This window comes from Brevibacterium permense (genome assembly GCF_025506275.1).
Lineage (GTDB): Bacteria > Actinomycetota > Actinomycetes > Actinomycetales > Brevibacteriaceae > Brevibacterium > Brevibacterium permense_A.
Genome location: NZ_QYCP01000072.1, coordinates 40926 through 57246 on the forward strand (window position 1 = coordinate 40926; position 16321 = coordinate 57246).

The 16321-nt window shown below is 66.8% G+C and carries 14 protein-coding genes; 11 read left to right on the forward strand and 3 right to left on the reverse strand.

What is annotated here, in order from left to right:
* Window positions 1-16: 16 nt before the first annotated feature.
* Window positions 17-868: a DedA family protein gene (locus D3I60_RS03405; RefSeq protein WP_262774745.1), complete on the reverse strand. Its 852-nt coding sequence runs from the start codon at window positions 866-868 to the stop codon at window positions 17-19.
* Window positions 869-997: 129 nt separating this feature from the next.
* On the opposite strand from D3I60_RS03405, the gene D3I60_RS03410 reads away from it, so the two are divergent.
* The 9 genes from D3I60_RS03410 (at window position 998) to D3I60_RS03450 (ending at window position 11989) form a co-directional block, all read left to right on the forward strand.
* Window positions 998-1420, forward strand: coding sequence for a hypothetical protein (locus D3I60_RS03410; RefSeq protein WP_262774746.1), 423 nt, complete (start codon window positions 998-1000; stop codon window positions 1418-1420).
* The gene (locus D3I60_RS03415) at window positions 1320-2909 is read left to right on the forward strand and encodes a sensor histidine kinase (protein WP_262774747.1); all 1590 of its coding nucleotides are present in this window, start codon (window positions 1320-1322) and stop codon (window positions 2907-2909) included. Before D3I60_RS03410 ends, D3I60_RS03415 begins: the two co-directional genes overlap by 101 nt.
* The gene (locus D3I60_RS03420) at window positions 2906-3565 is read left to right on the forward strand and encodes a response regulator transcription factor (RefSeq protein WP_262774748.1); all 660 of its coding nucleotides are present in this window, start codon (window positions 2906-2908) and stop codon (window positions 3563-3565) included. The genes D3I60_RS03415 and D3I60_RS03420 overlap by 4 nt, the downstream gene beginning before the upstream one ends.
* A 63-nt stretch (window positions 3566-3628) precedes the next feature.
* Window positions 3629-4960: a glycosyltransferase family protein gene (locus D3I60_RS03425; RefSeq protein ID WP_262774749.1), complete on the forward strand. Its 1332-nt coding sequence runs from the start codon at window positions 3629-3631 to the stop codon at window positions 4958-4960.
* A gap of 121 nt (window positions 4961-5081) precedes the next feature.
* Entirely contained in the window at window positions 5082-6392 is a 1311-nt protein-coding gene (locus D3I60_RS03430; protein ID WP_440588556.1) for a glycosyltransferase family 4 protein, read from the forward strand.
* Window positions 6389-7723: a glycosyltransferase family 4 protein gene (locus D3I60_RS03435; RefSeq protein ID WP_262774751.1), complete on the forward strand. Its 1335-nt coding sequence runs from the start codon at window positions 6389-6391 to the stop codon at window positions 7721-7723. The genes D3I60_RS03430 and D3I60_RS03435 overlap by 4 nt, the downstream gene beginning before the upstream one ends.
* A complete protein-coding gene (locus D3I60_RS03440) occupies window positions 7720-9552 on the forward strand; it encodes an ABC transporter ATP-binding protein (protein ID WP_262774752.1) in 1833 nt (610 codons plus the stop codon). Before D3I60_RS03435 ends, D3I60_RS03440 begins: the two co-directional genes overlap by 4 nt.
* Window positions 9549-10808 (forward strand): phosphotransferase family protein, encoded by a 1260-nt coding sequence (locus D3I60_RS03445; RefSeq protein WP_262774753.1) that lies wholly within the window; start codon window positions 9549-9551, stop codon window positions 10806-10808. Before D3I60_RS03440 ends, D3I60_RS03445 begins: the two co-directional genes overlap by 4 nt.
* Window positions 10805-11989, forward strand: coding sequence for an aminoglycoside phosphotransferase family protein (locus D3I60_RS03450; protein ID WP_262774754.1), 1185 nt, complete (start codon window positions 10805-10807; stop codon window positions 11987-11989). The genes D3I60_RS03445 and D3I60_RS03450 overlap by 4 nt, the downstream gene beginning before the upstream one ends.
* 2 nt (window positions 11990-11991) lie before the next feature.
* On the opposite strand, the gene mgrA is transcribed toward D3I60_RS03450, so the two are convergent.
* Both mgrA and D3I60_RS03460 read right to left on the reverse strand, forming a co-directional pair.
* Window positions 11992-13032: an L-glyceraldehyde 3-phosphate reductase gene (gene mgrA / locus D3I60_RS03455; RefSeq protein ID WP_262774755.1), complete on the reverse strand. Its 1041-nt coding sequence runs from the start codon at window positions 13030-13032 to the stop codon at window positions 11992-11994.
* A 162-nt stretch (window positions 13033-13194) separates the two neighbouring features.
* Window positions 13195-13857, reverse strand: a complete 663-nt coding sequence (locus D3I60_RS03460; RefSeq protein WP_262774756.1) for a VOC family protein — start codon at window positions 13855-13857, stop codon at window positions 13195-13197.
* Between the two features lie 80 nt (window positions 13858-13937).
* Between D3I60_RS03460 and D3I60_RS03465 the strand changes: the two genes are divergently transcribed.
* Together D3I60_RS03465 and D3I60_RS03470 are read left to right on the forward strand one after the other, a co-directional pair.
* On the forward strand, window positions 13938-15323 hold the full coding sequence (locus tag D3I60_RS03465) for a GntP family permease (protein ID WP_262774757.1): 1386 nt from the start codon (window positions 13938-13940) through the stop codon (window positions 15321-15323).
* A gap of 282 nt (window positions 15324-15605) precedes the next feature.
* A partial coding sequence (locus D3I60_RS03470; protein ID WP_262774758.1) for a GntR family transcriptional regulator occupies window positions 15606-16321 on the forward strand: 716 nt, incomplete at its 3' end.

Genomic DNA, 16321 nt, shown 5'->3' on the forward strand with positions numbered 1-16321 from the left:
GGTCAGGGGCGAATGGTCAGTTCTCGGAGGTGTCGCCTGCGGCTTCGGCTTTCTTCTGCTTTCGGTACTCCTTGAAGAAGCTGATGGCGAAAATACCGACGATCAGGGCCAGGGTCAGCCACAGGGCGTACTTGTCGACGACCTTGAGGATGTCGACCGCGGCCTCTCCGAGCTGATAGCCCAGGAAGGTCCAGATGAGCGTGAAGATGAGGCAGCCGAGGAGGTCGGCGACGAGGAACAGCGACAGCCGCATCCGCGTCCACCCGGCGACGAGGTAGACGAGGGTGCCCGGGATTCCCGGGCAGCGCGAGATCAGCGTCATGAGGAACAGCGCCCAGTTCGGGATCTTCTTCAGCTGGTTGATGCGCTTGAGCTGGCGTTCGTTCTGTGCGAAGAGCCGCAGCACACCGTCGCCCCACCGGCGCCCGGCCAGCCAGAACGCCCAATCGAGTTTGGCCATGCCGACGAAGCCGGCGACGATGACCAGCCACAGCGGGATCTCACCGACCCGGGCATAGGCGGCGGCAGCGACGATCGAGGTCTTCGCGCCGTTGATGAATTCCTGGACGACCGGGGCATGGACGAGCATCCACGGTCGCAGCGGCATGAGACCGAGGTAGATGAGCGGGACGCCGATGATGATGAACAGCAGCAGCTTGTCGAGGCCGGCCGCCTTGCCCTGCCAGGGTTTGATCGCCGCCCACGGATTCTCCTTGGCCTCGGACTCGGAGCTGGTATCCGGCTCAGTGGTTGCGGAACCGTCTGCCTGCGCGGGACCATCGTCCGGCTCGGTGGACTCGGGCGTCGTCGATGAGGGGTCTGCGGATACGAGCTCAGCCTCGTTGTGGTCCGCGCGATCGTCGCTCATCGGTGGGCTCCTGCGGGTCGTCGTGGCGGTCGGCGCTTACGGTATCACAGGCGCCCGAACACTCCACCTAAGAAGACTCTCATCGCCTCCGGCTCGACTTTGCCGCAGGCCTTGGGCAATGTGGACGGTATGGGTGGACGATCGAAGATCATCGGCTGGATTGTGGCCGGTCTCGTCGTCATGCTCGCACTGCTGACCGTGCTCATCGTTCGCAACACCACCCAAACGGACCCGCCGGATCTCAGCCCGGTGGAAGTCACCCCCGAACCGACGGAGACGTCCAAGACGTCGGATGCAGACGCCGACAGCTCTGCCGACGAAGATTCGACTGGCGCCTCCGATGCCGGCGCCTCGGCTGCCGAGGACTCAGATGCCGCGGACTCCGGAGGCGAGGATTCGCGAGAACCTGATGAGATCGAGCACTCCTACGAACCGGTGCCCAACCCGCCTCGTGAAGTCCCCGACGACGATGATGACGGGGACGACGACGGCGACGATGATGACCGGGACGACGGCGACGATGACGATGACGGGGACGACGATGACGACTGAACGGCGCGTCGGGCTGACCGTTCAGAACCGGTTGACCATCACCGTTGCCGCACTGTCCGTGCTCACCCTCTCCATCGTCGGCCTCATCCTCTACACCGTGGAGTCGAACAACGTCTCCAGCCGGACCACCGCCTCGATGTCCCAAGAGGTCGACGAGATGCGGACGTTCTCCGAGAACGGGATCGATCCGCAGACCGGCAGACCATTCGCCTCCGTCGACGAGATCCTCAGCAATTTCCTCGCCCAGAACAGGCCGGACGAGGACGAGGTGCTGTTCGCGTTCCTCACCGACGGCCGCGTGCTCTATCAGGGTGAACCGAAGGACCTCCTCGGCAGTTCGAGCGACTTCGAGAAGGCCGTAGCCGGGGCGGCCGAGAAAGGCGGGGAGATCCGCCTGACCGACGGTGACGTCGAATACGAAGGCTTCGTCCTGCCCATCGCCGGCACCGAGGCGGGAGCGGGCACGACCACGGACACCCAGATCGCGCCCACCGATTCGACGTCCCGGACGAAGGGCGTCGGCGAGGTGGCGGGCGGAGCGGCCGCGACGAACGGGGCGGGAGCCTTCGTGGTCGTCCACAACGTCTCGGCCAGCCATGCCGACCTCGTGCAGATCATGCAGATCTATGTCGTCGTCGCGCTCGCCGCCACTCTGCTCATCGCCGGACTCTCCTCACTCCTGGCGCGCCGGCTGCTGTCACCGGTGACCGAGCTGAGGCAGACCGCTCAGTCGATCTCCGGCGGTGACCTCAGCAGTCGTCTGGAGACGAAGGGCCATGACGACATCGCCGAACTCGGGCACACCTTCAACGAGATGCTCGATCGCCTCGAGGCGGCTTTCGAAGCTCAGAGGCGCTTCCTCGACGACGTCGGGCACGAGCTGCGCACGCCACTGACCATTCTCGGCGGTCACCTCGAGACGATGAACGCTGAGGACGTCGGCGATGTCGAGGAGACCCGGGCGATGCTGCTCGATGAGACGGATCGGATGGGCCGCCTCGTCGAGGAGCTGCTCCTGCTTGCGCGTGCCCGACGCCCTGATTTCGTGCGTTTCGCCGAGGTGGACCTCAGCGGGGTCGTGTCCGATTCCCTGGCGAAGGCCAAAGGACTGGGAGACCGGGAATGGGGTCTCGACGTCCCCGAATCGCTGAGATTCCGCGGCGACCGACAGCGCCTGACTCAGGCACTTCTGCAGCTGGCGTCCAACGCCGTCGAACACACCGAGGACGGTCAGAAGATCGTCTTCGGTGCCCGGGACGATGCCGAATCGGTGCACATCTGGGTCCGCGACGAAGGTCAAGGGGTACCCGATGAGATCGCCGAGGACATCTTCGACCGTTTCTGCCGTGGGGCAACCGACGGGTCCGGGTTCGGGTTGGGGCTGTCGATCATCTCCGCCATCGCCGAGGCGCACGGAGGCACGGTCGTGCTCGACCGGACCACCATCGGTGCACAGTTCCGCATGATCCTGCCGAAAGGACAGAAGTGAAGAGCATTCTCGTGATCGAGGACGAGGCGCGGATCTCCGCCTTCATCTCGAAAGGGCTGACTGCCGCCGGGTTCAGTCCGCAGACCGCCGCAGACGGCCTCACCGGGCGAGACCTGGCATTGACGGGCGACTTCGCGCTCGTCATCCTCGACATCGGTCTGCCCGTCCTCGATGGTTTCACCGTGCTCGGGCAGCTGCGTGAACGGCGACCCGAACTGCCGGTGCTCGTGCTCACCGCCCGGGACAACCCGGACGACACGATCTACGCTCTCGAGTCCGGGGCGGTCGACTATATGATCAAGCCCTTCCGGTTCGCGGAGCTGCTGGCTCGCGTTCGCCTGCGACTCAAGGAGAGCCCGCAGGAACAGGAAGCCACGGAGCTCATCCGCGATGAGGTGCGCATCGACCTGCTCAAGAGGCAGGTGTGGGTCAAGGACCGTCTCGTCGAACTCTCGGCTCGGGAACTGTCCCTGGCCGAGATCCTGCTGCGCAACCGCGGCAACGTCCTCTCCCGCGAACAGCTGCTCTCCCACGTGTGGGGATTCGACTTCGACCCCGGCTCGAACGTCGTCGACGTCTACATCGGATACCTGCGCAAGAAGCTGGGCTCCGATTTCGTCACTACGGTGCGGGGGTTCGGATACCGCGTGGACTGAACCTAAGATCTTTCTCATCCGCGTCTTAATCTCATCTTAATCACAGCCGACAGGCTGAGATGTATGAGAAGACGATTGAGAGTCGCACTGTTCTCCCACGACTCGCTGGGACTGGGCCACATCCGCCGCAACCGGGCTCTGGCATTTGCACTGGCCCGGGACCTGCCGGCACTGACCGGCCGAGAGGTCTCCGGTCTGCTCATCGCCAGCAGTCCCGAGGCCACGCGATTCGACCTGCCGGATGGCTGGGACTGGGTGATCCTGCCCGGAGTCACCCCAGCCCCCGGCGGCTACGTGCCACGGGCGCTCGCCTCCTCGATGCAGGGTCTGAGGGCACTGCGGTCGGCGGCGATCTCGGCGATCCTCGACCAGCAGCGACCTGAGCTCTTCATCGTCGACCGGCATCCCTTCGGCATCGGCGGCGAGCTCGCCGGCGCCATCGACAAGGTCCGCGGCTATGGTTGCCGTACGGTCCTCGGCCTGCGCGAAGTCCTCGACACCCCGTCCGTCATCGATGCCGAATGGGAGAAGGTCGGAGGGCCCGCACGGGTGGCCGAATCCTTCGACGCAGTCTGGATCTACGGTGACCCGGACGTCTACGATCCCCGAGCCACCGGCGAAGTGCCAGCTCCGCTTGCGGCCAGGGCCGTGACCACCGGCTACCTGTCACAGGACCGCCCCGATGACGGCGGCGTTCTGCCGGCAGGCACCGAGGCCGCGAGAGACTTGACGGCAGTCGTCGAGCCGGCAGGGGGCGGAACCCGGCCCTTCGTACTCACCTGCCTCGGCGGGGGATCCGACGGCGGGGGCCTCGCCTCGATCGCAGTGGATGCCGAACCGCCCGATGGCCACCGGCACCTCGTCGTCACCGGTCCACAGATGGACACCGAGGAGTTCGAACGACTGCGTGCCCGTGCCGGTGCGGTCACTGTTGTCATCCGTCACTGCGATGACATCCCCGGACTCGTGGCCTCCGCCGAGGCGGTCGTGTGCATGGGCGGGTACAACACTCTGGCCGAGCTCATGGCCACCGATACCCCTGCTCTCGTCGTCCCCCGCAAGGGGCACCGGGCCGAACAGCCCAGGCGGGCATTCGCCCTCGCCGCAGCCGGAGCGGTCGACGCTCTGACGATCGACAACCTCGACGCCGAGGTGCTCACGGCCTGGTTCACCCGCCATGCCGGACGGCGCGCCGACCGGTCCCATATCGACCTCACCGGATTGGCCACCGTTCCCCGTCTGGCCGCCGAACTCATCGCTGACACCGACGCCGAGGCACCGGTCCTCGTCTCCGAAGCCGCACCGTCGGCGGCGGGCCGACCGACCGCGGCGTCCGGCACAGCCACATCCGCCCGTCTGGCCATCACTGTGGAGGAGACCAGCCATGCAGTCTGAACAGACACAGACCATTTCGACACCGACAACAGCGACCACGCCGTCAGCTCCGGCACCTCGAACCGCACAGATCACGACGCCGAAGGCACGACAGTCAGGTCGCCGCGCCTACGTGCTCAAGATGTACCCGCGGTTCTCCGAGACCTTCATCGTCTCCGAGATCCTCGCCCGCGAAGCCGCCGGAGAGGACCTTGTGATCTTCTCTCTGCGCCCGAGCACGGACACCCGCTTCCACCCCGAACTCGCCCGCGTCCGCGCCGAGGTCATCCACATCGACCGACCATCGAGTGCCCGCAGCTTCTGGCAGACCTTCGCCGAGGCGGCAGCGGAACCGCGCGTGGCCGCGGCAGTGCCGGGCCACCTCGGCGAGCTCATGGAATTGGGCCACGATGATGCGATCCAAGCTCTCACCCTCGCCCGGTTGGCCCTCGACCACGAGGTCACCCACCTGCACGCGCATTTCGCGTCGGTGTCGACGACCGTGGCTCGGGCCGCCTCGGCGCTGACGGGGATCCCGTACTCCTTCACCACGCATGCGAAGGACATCTTCCACGAGGATGTCGTGCTCACCGATCTGGCCCGCAAGACCGCGGACGCCGACCATGTGATCGCGATCAGCGATTTCAACCGCCGCTACCTGTCGCGGGTGCTCGGCCCCGAGCTGGCCGACCGGATCGTCGTCGTGCACAACGGCCTCGAAATCGATCGCTTCCCCTACCGGCCCAAGCAGGGCGCGACGGGGGCCGCGCCCTCGCTGCTGGCCGTCGGACGCCTCGTCGAGAAGAAGGGATTCACCCACCTCATCGACGCGCTCGCCCGCCTCCGGGCCGAAGGCATGAGCTGCCGTCTGGACCTCGTGGGCACCGGCCCCCTCGAGGAGGAGCTGCGGTCCCAGTCCCACGCACTCGGACTCGACGATCTCGTCACCTTCCAAGGAGCGCTGACTCAGGCCGAGGTCCGCGACATGCTCACCGACCATGACATCCTCGTCTCCCCGTTCGTCATCGGCTCCGACGGCAACGCCGACGGCCTGCCCACCGTGCTGCTCGAAGGCATGGCCACCGGAATTCCCTGCATCGCCGGGGCCGTCACCGCCGTGCCCGAGGCCATCGACCATGGCCGGACCGGGTGGCTCGTCGACGGCTCCGATGGGGCGAACATCGCCTCGACCATCGCCGAGGTGGCCGCCGCCCTCCGCACGGATCCCGCCGGTATCCGTGCCGTCACCGATGCCGCCCGTGACCGGGTGTGCCGCCTGCACGACTCGGCAGTCCAGGCCGGGCAGCTCGGCCGACTGGCCGATGCAGCCGCCGAGCGGGCGACCGACCACGTCGACGACCGTGCCGCTGTTGCGGTCGGTGCCGCGAACCCTCCGAACGAGCCCACGGCCACAACGGCTGAGACCGTCCGTGAAATGGAGTCAGTGTCATGAGAATCGCCTATGTCCTCCTCGACCCCGGCATCGGAGTCTTCGGCACGAAAGGTGCCAGCGTCCACGTCCAGGAGGTCGTGCGCACCTTCCGAGCACTCGGTCACGAAGTCAGTGTCTTCTGCACCCGCACCGATGACGACGTGCCCGCCGACCTCGCCGATATCGACGTCACCCGACTCGAGATGCCGCGCGGTCTCGACCGCACCCAGCGTGAGATCGCACTGCTGCGACTCTCCGACATGCTCGCCGACCTGGTCACGGACACGGTGGCCGCCTCAGGGCAGGGATTCGACCTCGTCTACGAACGCTATTCTCTGTTCTCCACGGCCGGTGCCCGGATCAGCCAGCGCCTCGACGTGCCTTTGATCATGGAGGTCAATGCGCCTCTGCTCGAAGAGCAGCGGACCCATCGCGGACTCGTTCATGCCGAACACGCTGCCCGTGCCACGGCGGCAAGTTTTGCCGGAGCCGAACGCATCGTGTGCGTGAGCGAACTCGTCGCCGACTGGGTCCGCACCGACTATCCCGGCCTCGGCGACGTCAGCGTCGTCCCGAACGGAGTGAACACGGAACGGATCACTCCACGGTCAGATCACGACAGCCTCGGCGGGGACGGAACCAGGGCACCCAGCGGTGACGCGATACGGGAGGACCGCCCCGGTGGGGGACCTCCGAGTGTTCACGGTCCGGTGCGGATCGGGTTCGTCGGCACGCTCAAACCCTGGCACGGCACGGATCGGCTCATCGCCGCGTGCGCCGGACTGATCGGGGACTTCCGCGTCGACGTCGTCGGCCACGGCCCCGAATCCGAGGCCCTGGAGAACCAGGTACGCATGCTCGGGTTGGGAGGGCGTGTGCGCTTCCACGGAGCTCTGGCACCCGAAGCAGTGCCGGAGGCGCTGCGCGAATTCGATATCGCCGTCGCCCCGTACCCGGCAGGGGAGAACTACTTCTCGCCACTCAAGGTCTACGAATACCTGGCCGCCGGACTGCCCGTCGTTGCATCGAGCGTCGGCGCGATCCCCGGCGTGCTCGCAGGAACCGGAGCCGCGATCCTCACCGACCCGGCCGACACCGCGGACCTCACCCGTGCACTGCAGAGACTCATCGACGACGCCGAACTGCGCACGACGATGGGAGCACGCGCCCGCGCAGAGGCCCTGACCAGCCATTCCTGGACCCGTCGGTGTCAACAGATCCTCGCACCGGTGACGGGAACCGTCGGCGACACAGCCGCCGGAGAAACCGATGCCGGCGACACCAATGCCGCACCCACCTGCGAGGAAACGTCCGTATCGGGACGGCGCCCCGCCTCGGCGGTGATCTCATGAGCGGCAAGAAGCTCTCGGCCTCAGCGCTGCGGCGGACCCTGCGGATCATCCGCCCGCACCTGCGCCGGCACACGTGGCTGGTCATCGGCGGGATGGCCGCACTGCTGGCCGACGTCGTCTTCCGCATCCTCGAACCCTGGCCGATCAAGATCGCCGTCGACGCCGTCACCGCAGCCCTGGGCGCCCAGATCGCCCCGACCTTCGGTCTCGACGCAGGAGTGGGTACGACTCTTGCGGTTGTGGCCATCGGCCTGGCCATCATCGTCGGCGGACGGGCCGCGGCGAACTACGCCTCGACGATCTGCTTCGCTCTCGTCGGCGCACGCGTGGCCACCCAACTGCGCTCACGCGTGTTCGATCACGTCCAATCCCTGTCGCTGCGCTACCATTCGAAGGCCTCGATCGGAGACACCTCTCAGCGACTCGTCGGTGACATCGGACGGCTGCAGGAGGTCGCCGTCACCGCCGGGCTGCCCTTGGTCGGCAATGTCATCACCCTCGCCGTCCTGCTCGTCGTCATGGTCGTTCTCGACCCGGTGCTCAGCGCCATCGTGCTCGTCACGGCGGCGGTCTACGGACTGCTGTCGAAGGTGGCGACCCCGAAGATCACGAAGGCCTCCCGGTCCACCCGCAAGGGTGAGGGCCGACTGGTCGGATCCGCCGCCGAGGCGCTCGGTGCCATCCGCGTCGTCCAGGCCTACGGTCTCGAGAAGACCGTGGCCCGCGATTTCGCCGACGGCAACGAACGCGCACTCAGGGCCGGGGTGCGGGCACGCCGTCTGGCGGCCGGGCTCGAGCGCTCAACGGATGTCCTCGTCGGCATCTCGCAGGCTCTCGTTCTCGCCTTCGGCGGGTGGCAGGTGCTGCGCGGGGCGATGTCCCCGGGCGATCTCGTCCTCTTCCTCCTCTACTTGAAGATCGCGATGAAGCCGCTGCGGGACATGGCCAAATACACCGGCCGGATCGCCCGCGCGGCCGCCTCGGGGGAGAGGATCGCCGACCTCCTCGACGAACCCGTCGAGATCGCCGACGCCCCCGACGCAGTGTCCATGGGCCCGGTCTGCGGCGACGTCGTCTTCAACCGCATCACCTCGGCCGACGGGCATGGCAGGCCGCTGTTCGACGAGCTGGACCTGCTCATTCCGGCTGGACAGAAGGTCGGTATCCTCGGTGTCTCCGGTGCCGGAAAATCGACCCTGATGAGCTACCTGCTGCGGTTGTCACAGCCGGATTCCGGATCGATCTACCTCGACGGCTACGACACCCACAACGTCACCCGCGCCTCACTGCGGCAGAACGTGTCCGTCCTCCTCCAGGAGTCCGTGCTCTTCGCCGCGAGCGTGCGCGAGAACATTCGCTACGGCAGGCTCGACGCCACCGACCCCGAGGTGGTCGCCGCCGCCCGTGCGGCCCGTGCCGATGAGTTCATCCGTTCTCTTCCCGACGGCTACGACACCGAGCTCGGCAACCGCGGGGACACTCTCTCCGGCGGGCAGCGGCAGCGGCTGGCCATCGCTCGCGCCCTCGTCCGCGACGCCCCAGTCGTCGTCTTCGACGAAGCGACGACAGGGCTCGATCCGCGGACCCGCGCCGAGGTGGCCGACTCTGTGTCCGCGCTGACACAGGGGCGGACAAGCATCGTGATCAGTCACGACGTGGCGATGATCCGCGGACTCGACCGCGTGGTGTGGCTCGAGGACGGGCGGATCGTCGAAGACGGAGCGCCGACCGAGCTGGCCGCGGCTGCGGACTCGCGCTTCTCCCGGTGGATCCGTTCGCAGGCCGACGAAGCCGACAGCATGCCGAACTATGCAGGAGCCTCATCATGACCGCATCGGTCTCCGAACCTGTGCACGACTTCGTGGACACGAGATTCTCCCACCTGCCTTATGTCGACGAACTGCGATCGGCAGACGGGCTCTCCCGACGCCTCGGTTTTGCAGTCCGGCCCCGGCGTATCCGTGTCAAACCTGGTCAGAGCGCAATCGTCGCGTGGCAGCGGGAGGAGCCCGGTCGACTCGGCGAGTTCGATGATTGGGGATTCACTGCGGTGATGACGAGTCCGGACAAGCTCGCCAATGCTCGGCGGCGGGCCGCCCGGCACGGGCAGGAGCTGATCGTCCACGCGGCTGCCGAACCACGTTCGGCAGGTGCGACCGGTGCCGTGCTGGTGAGCGGCGGTGTGCTGGCCGATCCCAGGATTGGTACACATGTTTCGCGGACGCTCGACCACCTCGGCGGGGATCTGCGGATCATCGGATACAACCCCGCCAGGCGGCTGCTGCTCAAGCACACCCCGGCTGATGGGGCGCCGGAATTCGTGCGGATCGCCGCCGACTCCCAGATCCACCTCGCCGAGGCGGCCGACCGTTGGCAGCGCACGCAGCTGCCGAGCCTGCCGGTCGAGTTCGTCGGCGGACGTGAGACCGCCACGCGTTCGCCGTGGTGGGGGACCGGTGACCTGAGCGATCGACCGGATCCGAAAGTCGCCGAAGAAGTCGGCGTGATCATCGCCGAACTGCACAGAAGCGGTGTGCCTGACAACGGCGGAGAACCGGCGGAGAGTGTAGGCGCTTCGGCGGAGGCAGACCGCGCGCTCGGCTCACCGCTCGACCAGCTCGAGACCATCAGCCGGTCGCTGGTTCGTCTGCTCCCGGCACGAGAGGCTGACATCTTCGGACTGCTTTCCGGACTGAGCAGACGCCTCGGGCCGAAGCGGAAACTGCGGGAGATCCACGGGGACCTCAGCCCCGACCAGGTGCTTCTGTCGAATTCCGAGTGCCGGATCATCGATCTGGATCGGTCAGGGTACGGGCCGGTCGGGATGGATCTTGGGCGGTGGATCGCGGCCTGCCGCATCGATTCCCGGTTGCACGAGCTCGAGCGACCCTTCATCGACGGATACCGTTCCGCCGGCGGCGAGGCGACCGACCTGGGCATATGGACGGCGTGGGCGGTCCTCGTGGCCGCGCTCGAACCCTGGCGCAGCTGCTCCGAGACCTGGAGGGACGAGTCGATGCGAATCATCGACCTCGCGGGTTCCGCTCTGGAAGGGAACGCCCCGACGACGGAGGTCGCACCATGACCGTGACGAAACAGACCGTTACGAAACAGACCGCGACGAAGCCGATTGCGGCGAAGCGGGTCGCGACAAAGCAGATAGTGACGGAACAGGCTGCGACGAAGTGGGGCGCGGCACTGCATTGCCCCGACGCAGTCACGATCGGCGGTCAGGACTGGAACGTGTGCCGAGCCTGGCCCGCAGGAGACGGGCGAATCGCGTGGGAGGCTTCTCTCCCCGGCCAGGGGATCCGGGTCGGCTATCTCGACGAACGCGGAGTGACGGTCCTCGATGCTGACCGTGACCCGAAGCTGCCGGGACTCGCCGGGCTGCTCGCGGACGGAGGTCGGCTGGTCTCCCACAGGCCGGGCAAACGTGCCGTCGTCCGCATGCGCGACGGCAGCTTCGCCAAATGCGTGCGCGACGGAAAGGCCTCCGACGTCATCGCGGGACAGCGTCGAGCGGTTGGTTTCATTCCCGGTTTCGCCCTCCCGCAGGTGCTCAGTTCGGATTCTTCGACCGTCGTGCTCAGCGTGGTGCCCGGAGTCGAACTCCACGATCCTGCGAGGCTCGGAGCGGATTGGTCGCGTGCCTGGGCCGAGTCCCTCGACGCCTGGGCTCAGGCAGAGTCGCATCCGACCGGTACCGTGGCAGCGGCTGCGACGAGGCTGGCGACCGCGGTGTCGTTTCATGGGGCCGCGGACGAGGTCGAGGCGCTCCGAACATGGCGTGAGCGCTCCCGTCCCCTGCTCGAGACCGCGCGGACTGCGCGAGGGGAGACTCTGCTCGCCGACGTGGACGAACTCGTCACAGAGGTCACGGCCGAACTCGACGGCGGGACCGCCTCGGCGAGGGACGGATCGATCGGGCTCATCCACCGGGACCTGCACGACAAACAGATCATGTGGGATCCGATCTCCGGACCGGGTCTGCTCGACGTCGACACGGCGTGCCGGGGCGAACGGGCGCTAGACCTCGGAAACCTCCGCGCGCATGCCCGGTGGCGCACCGAGCAGGGACTGTGGACCGCCGCCGAGGCGGCCGTGGTCATCGATGAGATCGCCCGGGTCGCGTCGGCGGCGGGGATCGGCCCCGCCAGGGTGAGCGTGTACGAACGAGCCACCCTCATTCGGCTCGCCTGCGTCTACGCTTTCCGGCCCGCGTGGAGCGACCGAATCGGGTGGCTGCTCGAGGCGGCCCGCTGACCTCACTCCGCGGTGCTGCGGCGCGCGTCTCCCCAGATATCGACACCGGAGTCGACGGCGAACTCGTCGATTGCCGCGAGCTCTTCACCGCTCAAGGGTGCCGCGTCGAGAGCCGCGACATTGTGCTCGAGCTGTCCGACACGGCTGGCCCCGATGACCAGCGAGGACACTCGCTCATCCCGCAGCGCCCAGGCCAGGGCGAGCTGTGCCAACGACTGACTGCGGGCGGCAGCGATGTCATTCAGCGACCGAATCCGGGCGAGGTTGTCGGCGCTCAAGAACCCGTCCTTGAACGATGGCTTCGCCTTGCCCGCGCGCGAATCTTCGGGCACTCCGCCGAGGTACTTCTCCGTGAGCAGGCCCTGCGCCAGCGGGGAGAAGCAGATGACGCCAAGCCCTTCGTCAGCGGTTGTGTCGAGGAGTCCATCGTCTTCGATCCACCGGTTGATCATCGAGTACGAAGGCTGGTGGATGAGCAGGGGAGTGCCCAGGTCGCGGGCGATCTGCGAGGCCCGGGCCGTATCGGCGGCGGAGTACGAGGAGATCCCGGCGTAGAGCGCGCGACCGGAGCGCACGGCGGTGTCGAGCGCGCCGATGGTCTCTTCGAGCGGGGTCGAAGCATCGGGGCGGTGGGAGTAGAAGATGTCGACGTAGTCGAGGCCGAGCCGGCGCAGTGACGCATCGAGGCTGGCCAGAAGGTATTTGCGGCTGCCGCCGGGTCCTCCATAGGGGCCGGGGTGCATGTTCCAACCGGCCTTCGTCGAGATGATGAGCTCATCGCGGTAGGGGTGAAGGTCTTCGCGCAGCAGCCGGCCGAAATTCGTCTCCGCCGAGCCCGGGGGAGGACCGTAGTTGTTCGCCAGGTCGAAGTGCGTGATGCCCATGTCGAAGGCGCGACGAACGATGTCGCGCTGGTTCTGGAAGGCGACATCGTCGCCGAAGTTGTGCCACAGTCCCAGTGACAACGCTGGCAGGACGAGTCCCGATCGGCCGACGGGACGATAGGTCATCGAGTCATAGCGGTTCTCGGCGGCTAGGTACACACGGACTCCCTGAGTTGGACGAGCTGAACTGGATCAGTGCGGGTCAGCCTTCAGCTTAGGCGAGTGCGTTGGTCGCGGCGAGGGCCGCTCGAATGTCGTGCGGTGTCGGCCCGGCTCGGCAGGGCTCGCACTGCTGCCGGCGTGCGACGGCCGTGCTTGCGCTCAGCCCCGTGCGGCCAGCGTGCACACGCAGGCGCGATTGCCGTCGGCGTCGGCAAGGACGGTGAATGACGGCGCCTGGGACTCGTCGACGATCGTGCCTCCGGCGTCGACCGCGGCCCTGATGCGCTCCGGCGCGACCGCCGCAGGTACGGAGACGTCGACGTGCAGACGCTGGTGCGGCACCTCATGTTCCTCGCAGTCCTGGAACCACAGCAGCGGCATCTGTCCGGCAGGGTCGACGACGTCGGGGCCGGAGACGTTGCTCGCATCCCCGGTCAGGAGCGCCGCCCAGAACGGGGCGATGGCATCCTGGTTCGCGGTGTCGAGGCCGAGTTCGAGCAGTGCCGGGATGGTCGGGTCCGCCTTCACCCTCGCCGAGGCGGCCGCCTCGCTGATCTGTCCCGCGAGGTTGAGGTCGCGTTCGGTCACAGCCCCTGTGTCGTGGCTGGTCAGCCTGATGTCGACGTGCGGGAACGTCAGGGTGACATCGGGATGGTGGCCGGCCGCCTCGGCGAGGGACCCGATCTCAGCCACGAGTTCGAGGCCGGTTGCGAAGTCGCCCGTGAGGAAACGGGCGCCGATGCAGTCCGGCAGTCCCTGCCAGTCGCCGAGCCCTTGGGAGTCGAGTGCGTCGAGCAGCTTCTGTCCGGTATATGCAGTCATGGCTTCATGCTAGGGACTTCTCCCTCCCGCGTGAACCCCTCGTTCCCGGATCCAGCAGTCAGGGGCGTAACGTTGCCCCAGTGATTGGCTCAACCGCATACCTCGTGACGCTTCTCTTCGCGTCGATCGCGCTGCTCATCCTCCTCATCAACTGGAAGACGAAGCTGCATCCGTTCCTCGCTCTCCTCATCACCTCCGCCGTGACGGCACTGGCCGCCGGTGAGGAGATCGGCAAGATTCCGGAGACGATCGCCGCCGGAGCCGGCGACACACTCGGCGAGACCGGTGTCGTCGTCGCCCTCGGAGCGATGCTCGGACGGCTTCTGGCCGACAGCGGTGCCATCCAGCGGATCGCGAACCTCGTCATCGAGCACTCCTCGCCGAAGGCCGCACCGTGGATCATGACGGGTGTCGCCTTCATCATCGGCATCCCTATGTTCTTCGAGGTCGGACTCGTCGTCCTCATCCCGGTCATCTACGCGGTCGCCTCGCAGCTGGAGAAGAAGACCGGGCAGAAGAAGCTGTGGTACCTGCGCATCCTCGTTCCCGCGATCGCCGCGCTCGCCTGTCTCCACGGCATGGTTCCGCCCCATCCGGGACCGCTCATCGCCGTGTCCGGACTCGACGCGAACGTCGGAATGACCATCGGCCTCGGGCTCGTCTGTGCGATCCCCACCGTCATCCTCGCCGGCCCGGTCTACGCCCGCTGGATCGCCCCACGGGTCAGACTCGAACCGACCGCCGACCTCATCGACCAGTACACCGGAGCCCGCGCCGAGGTGGACCAGAAGGAACTGCGAACGATTCCGGTCTGGCTCGCCTTCGTCACCGTCCTCGTCCCCGTCGTGCTCATGCTCGTGCACACCGTGGTGCAGCTCGTGGCACCGGAGTCATCGTTCGAACCCATCGCCGAGGTGATCGGCAACCCGATCATCGCCATGCTGGCCGGAGTCATCTTCGCCGCCATTGCGCTCGGTTGGACCTCGGGAATGGGCGGCGAGCGGATCCGCAGCTCCTTCGGCGACAGCCTCAAGTCGATCGCCGGAGTCATCCTCATCATCGGCGGCGGTGGCGCCTTCAACGAGGTGCTCAAGGACTCGGGCATCGGCGACGCCGTCGTCGGCGCGACCTCTCATCTGGAGATGAACCTCATCCTGCTCGGCTGGTTCATCGGCATCCTGCTGTCGTTCGCCACCGGATCGGCAACCGTGGGAATCACCTCGGCCACTGGCATCGTCGCCCCTCTCATCGGTGATCACTCGGGGGCATACGTGTCTCTGGTCGTCATTGCGATCGGCTCGGGATCGATCGGTCTGAACTGGGTCAACCATGCGGGATTCTGGTTCGTCAAGGAGAGCTTCGGCATGACGATCGGTCAGGCGACGAAGACTCATATGATGGTCCAGACCCTCGTCAGCGTCTTCGGGCTGATCTTCGCCTTCCTGCTCTCACTGCTCTTCGTCTGACGGGTCTCCGCTCGCCCGACTTCAGCCCGCACGGCCTCCGTCCGCCCGGTCTCGGTCCGCCTGGTTTCCGTCCGCCCGGTCTCCGTCGTTCCAGCCGGGGCGCAGACATGTCGTGGTCTACGACGCCATACTCGCGGTCACGCTTGATCGAGGGGAGGGAGCGCTGGAAAGTGAGGGAACGCTTGATCGAAGGCGTGCGAAGACCGCTGACCGAGGAGATGGGCGACACGAAATAGACCAGTGGTCTTGATTTAGGGGTGTGTCCTGTGCCTCAATGGTGGTGTGACGAAATTCCATGCCATCCGCGACCAACTCTTCGACCGTCTCGAGGACATGGCCGCCGGTGAGCAGTTTCCTCCGGAACGACAGCTCGCCGAGACTCTCGGCATCTCGCGGATGACCCTGCGCCGCGCCATCGACGAACTCGTCGCCAAGGGCATGGTCCGCAGGCGTCACGGCACGGGCGTCTTCGCACTCGGGCCGAAACTCGACCAACCGCTGGCGGCGAGCTCCTTCACCGAGGATATGCTCGCCCGCGGAATGCGTCCCGGGTCCCATATCCTCAGTTTCGACGTCGCCGAGGCGGGCGCGCATATCGCTCGTCGACTCCACATCTCCGAAGACGACGACGTCATCGCGATCCTGCGTCTGCGCCTGGCCGATGACGAACCGATCGCTCTCGAAGAACTCCACGTGCCCTCGGCTCTCGTCCCCGGGCTGAGCGCAGGCGACCTCGAGGACCAGTCCTTCTACGATCTGCTGCGTCGGAACTTCGGCATTCGCCTCAACCACAGTGTGCAGACGATCGAGCCGACCCTCCTCGACGCCGGCGAAGCTCAGCATCTCGGCGTCGAAGAACTCTCACCTGCCCTGCTGTTCGAACGCATCTCCCGCGGTGCCGATGACCGCCCCTTCGAGTTCGTCCGCTCCGTCTACAGAGGCGACCGTTACAAGGTCCGCACCGAACTCACCGTCCCCGCCCCGGCCGCATCCGGAGC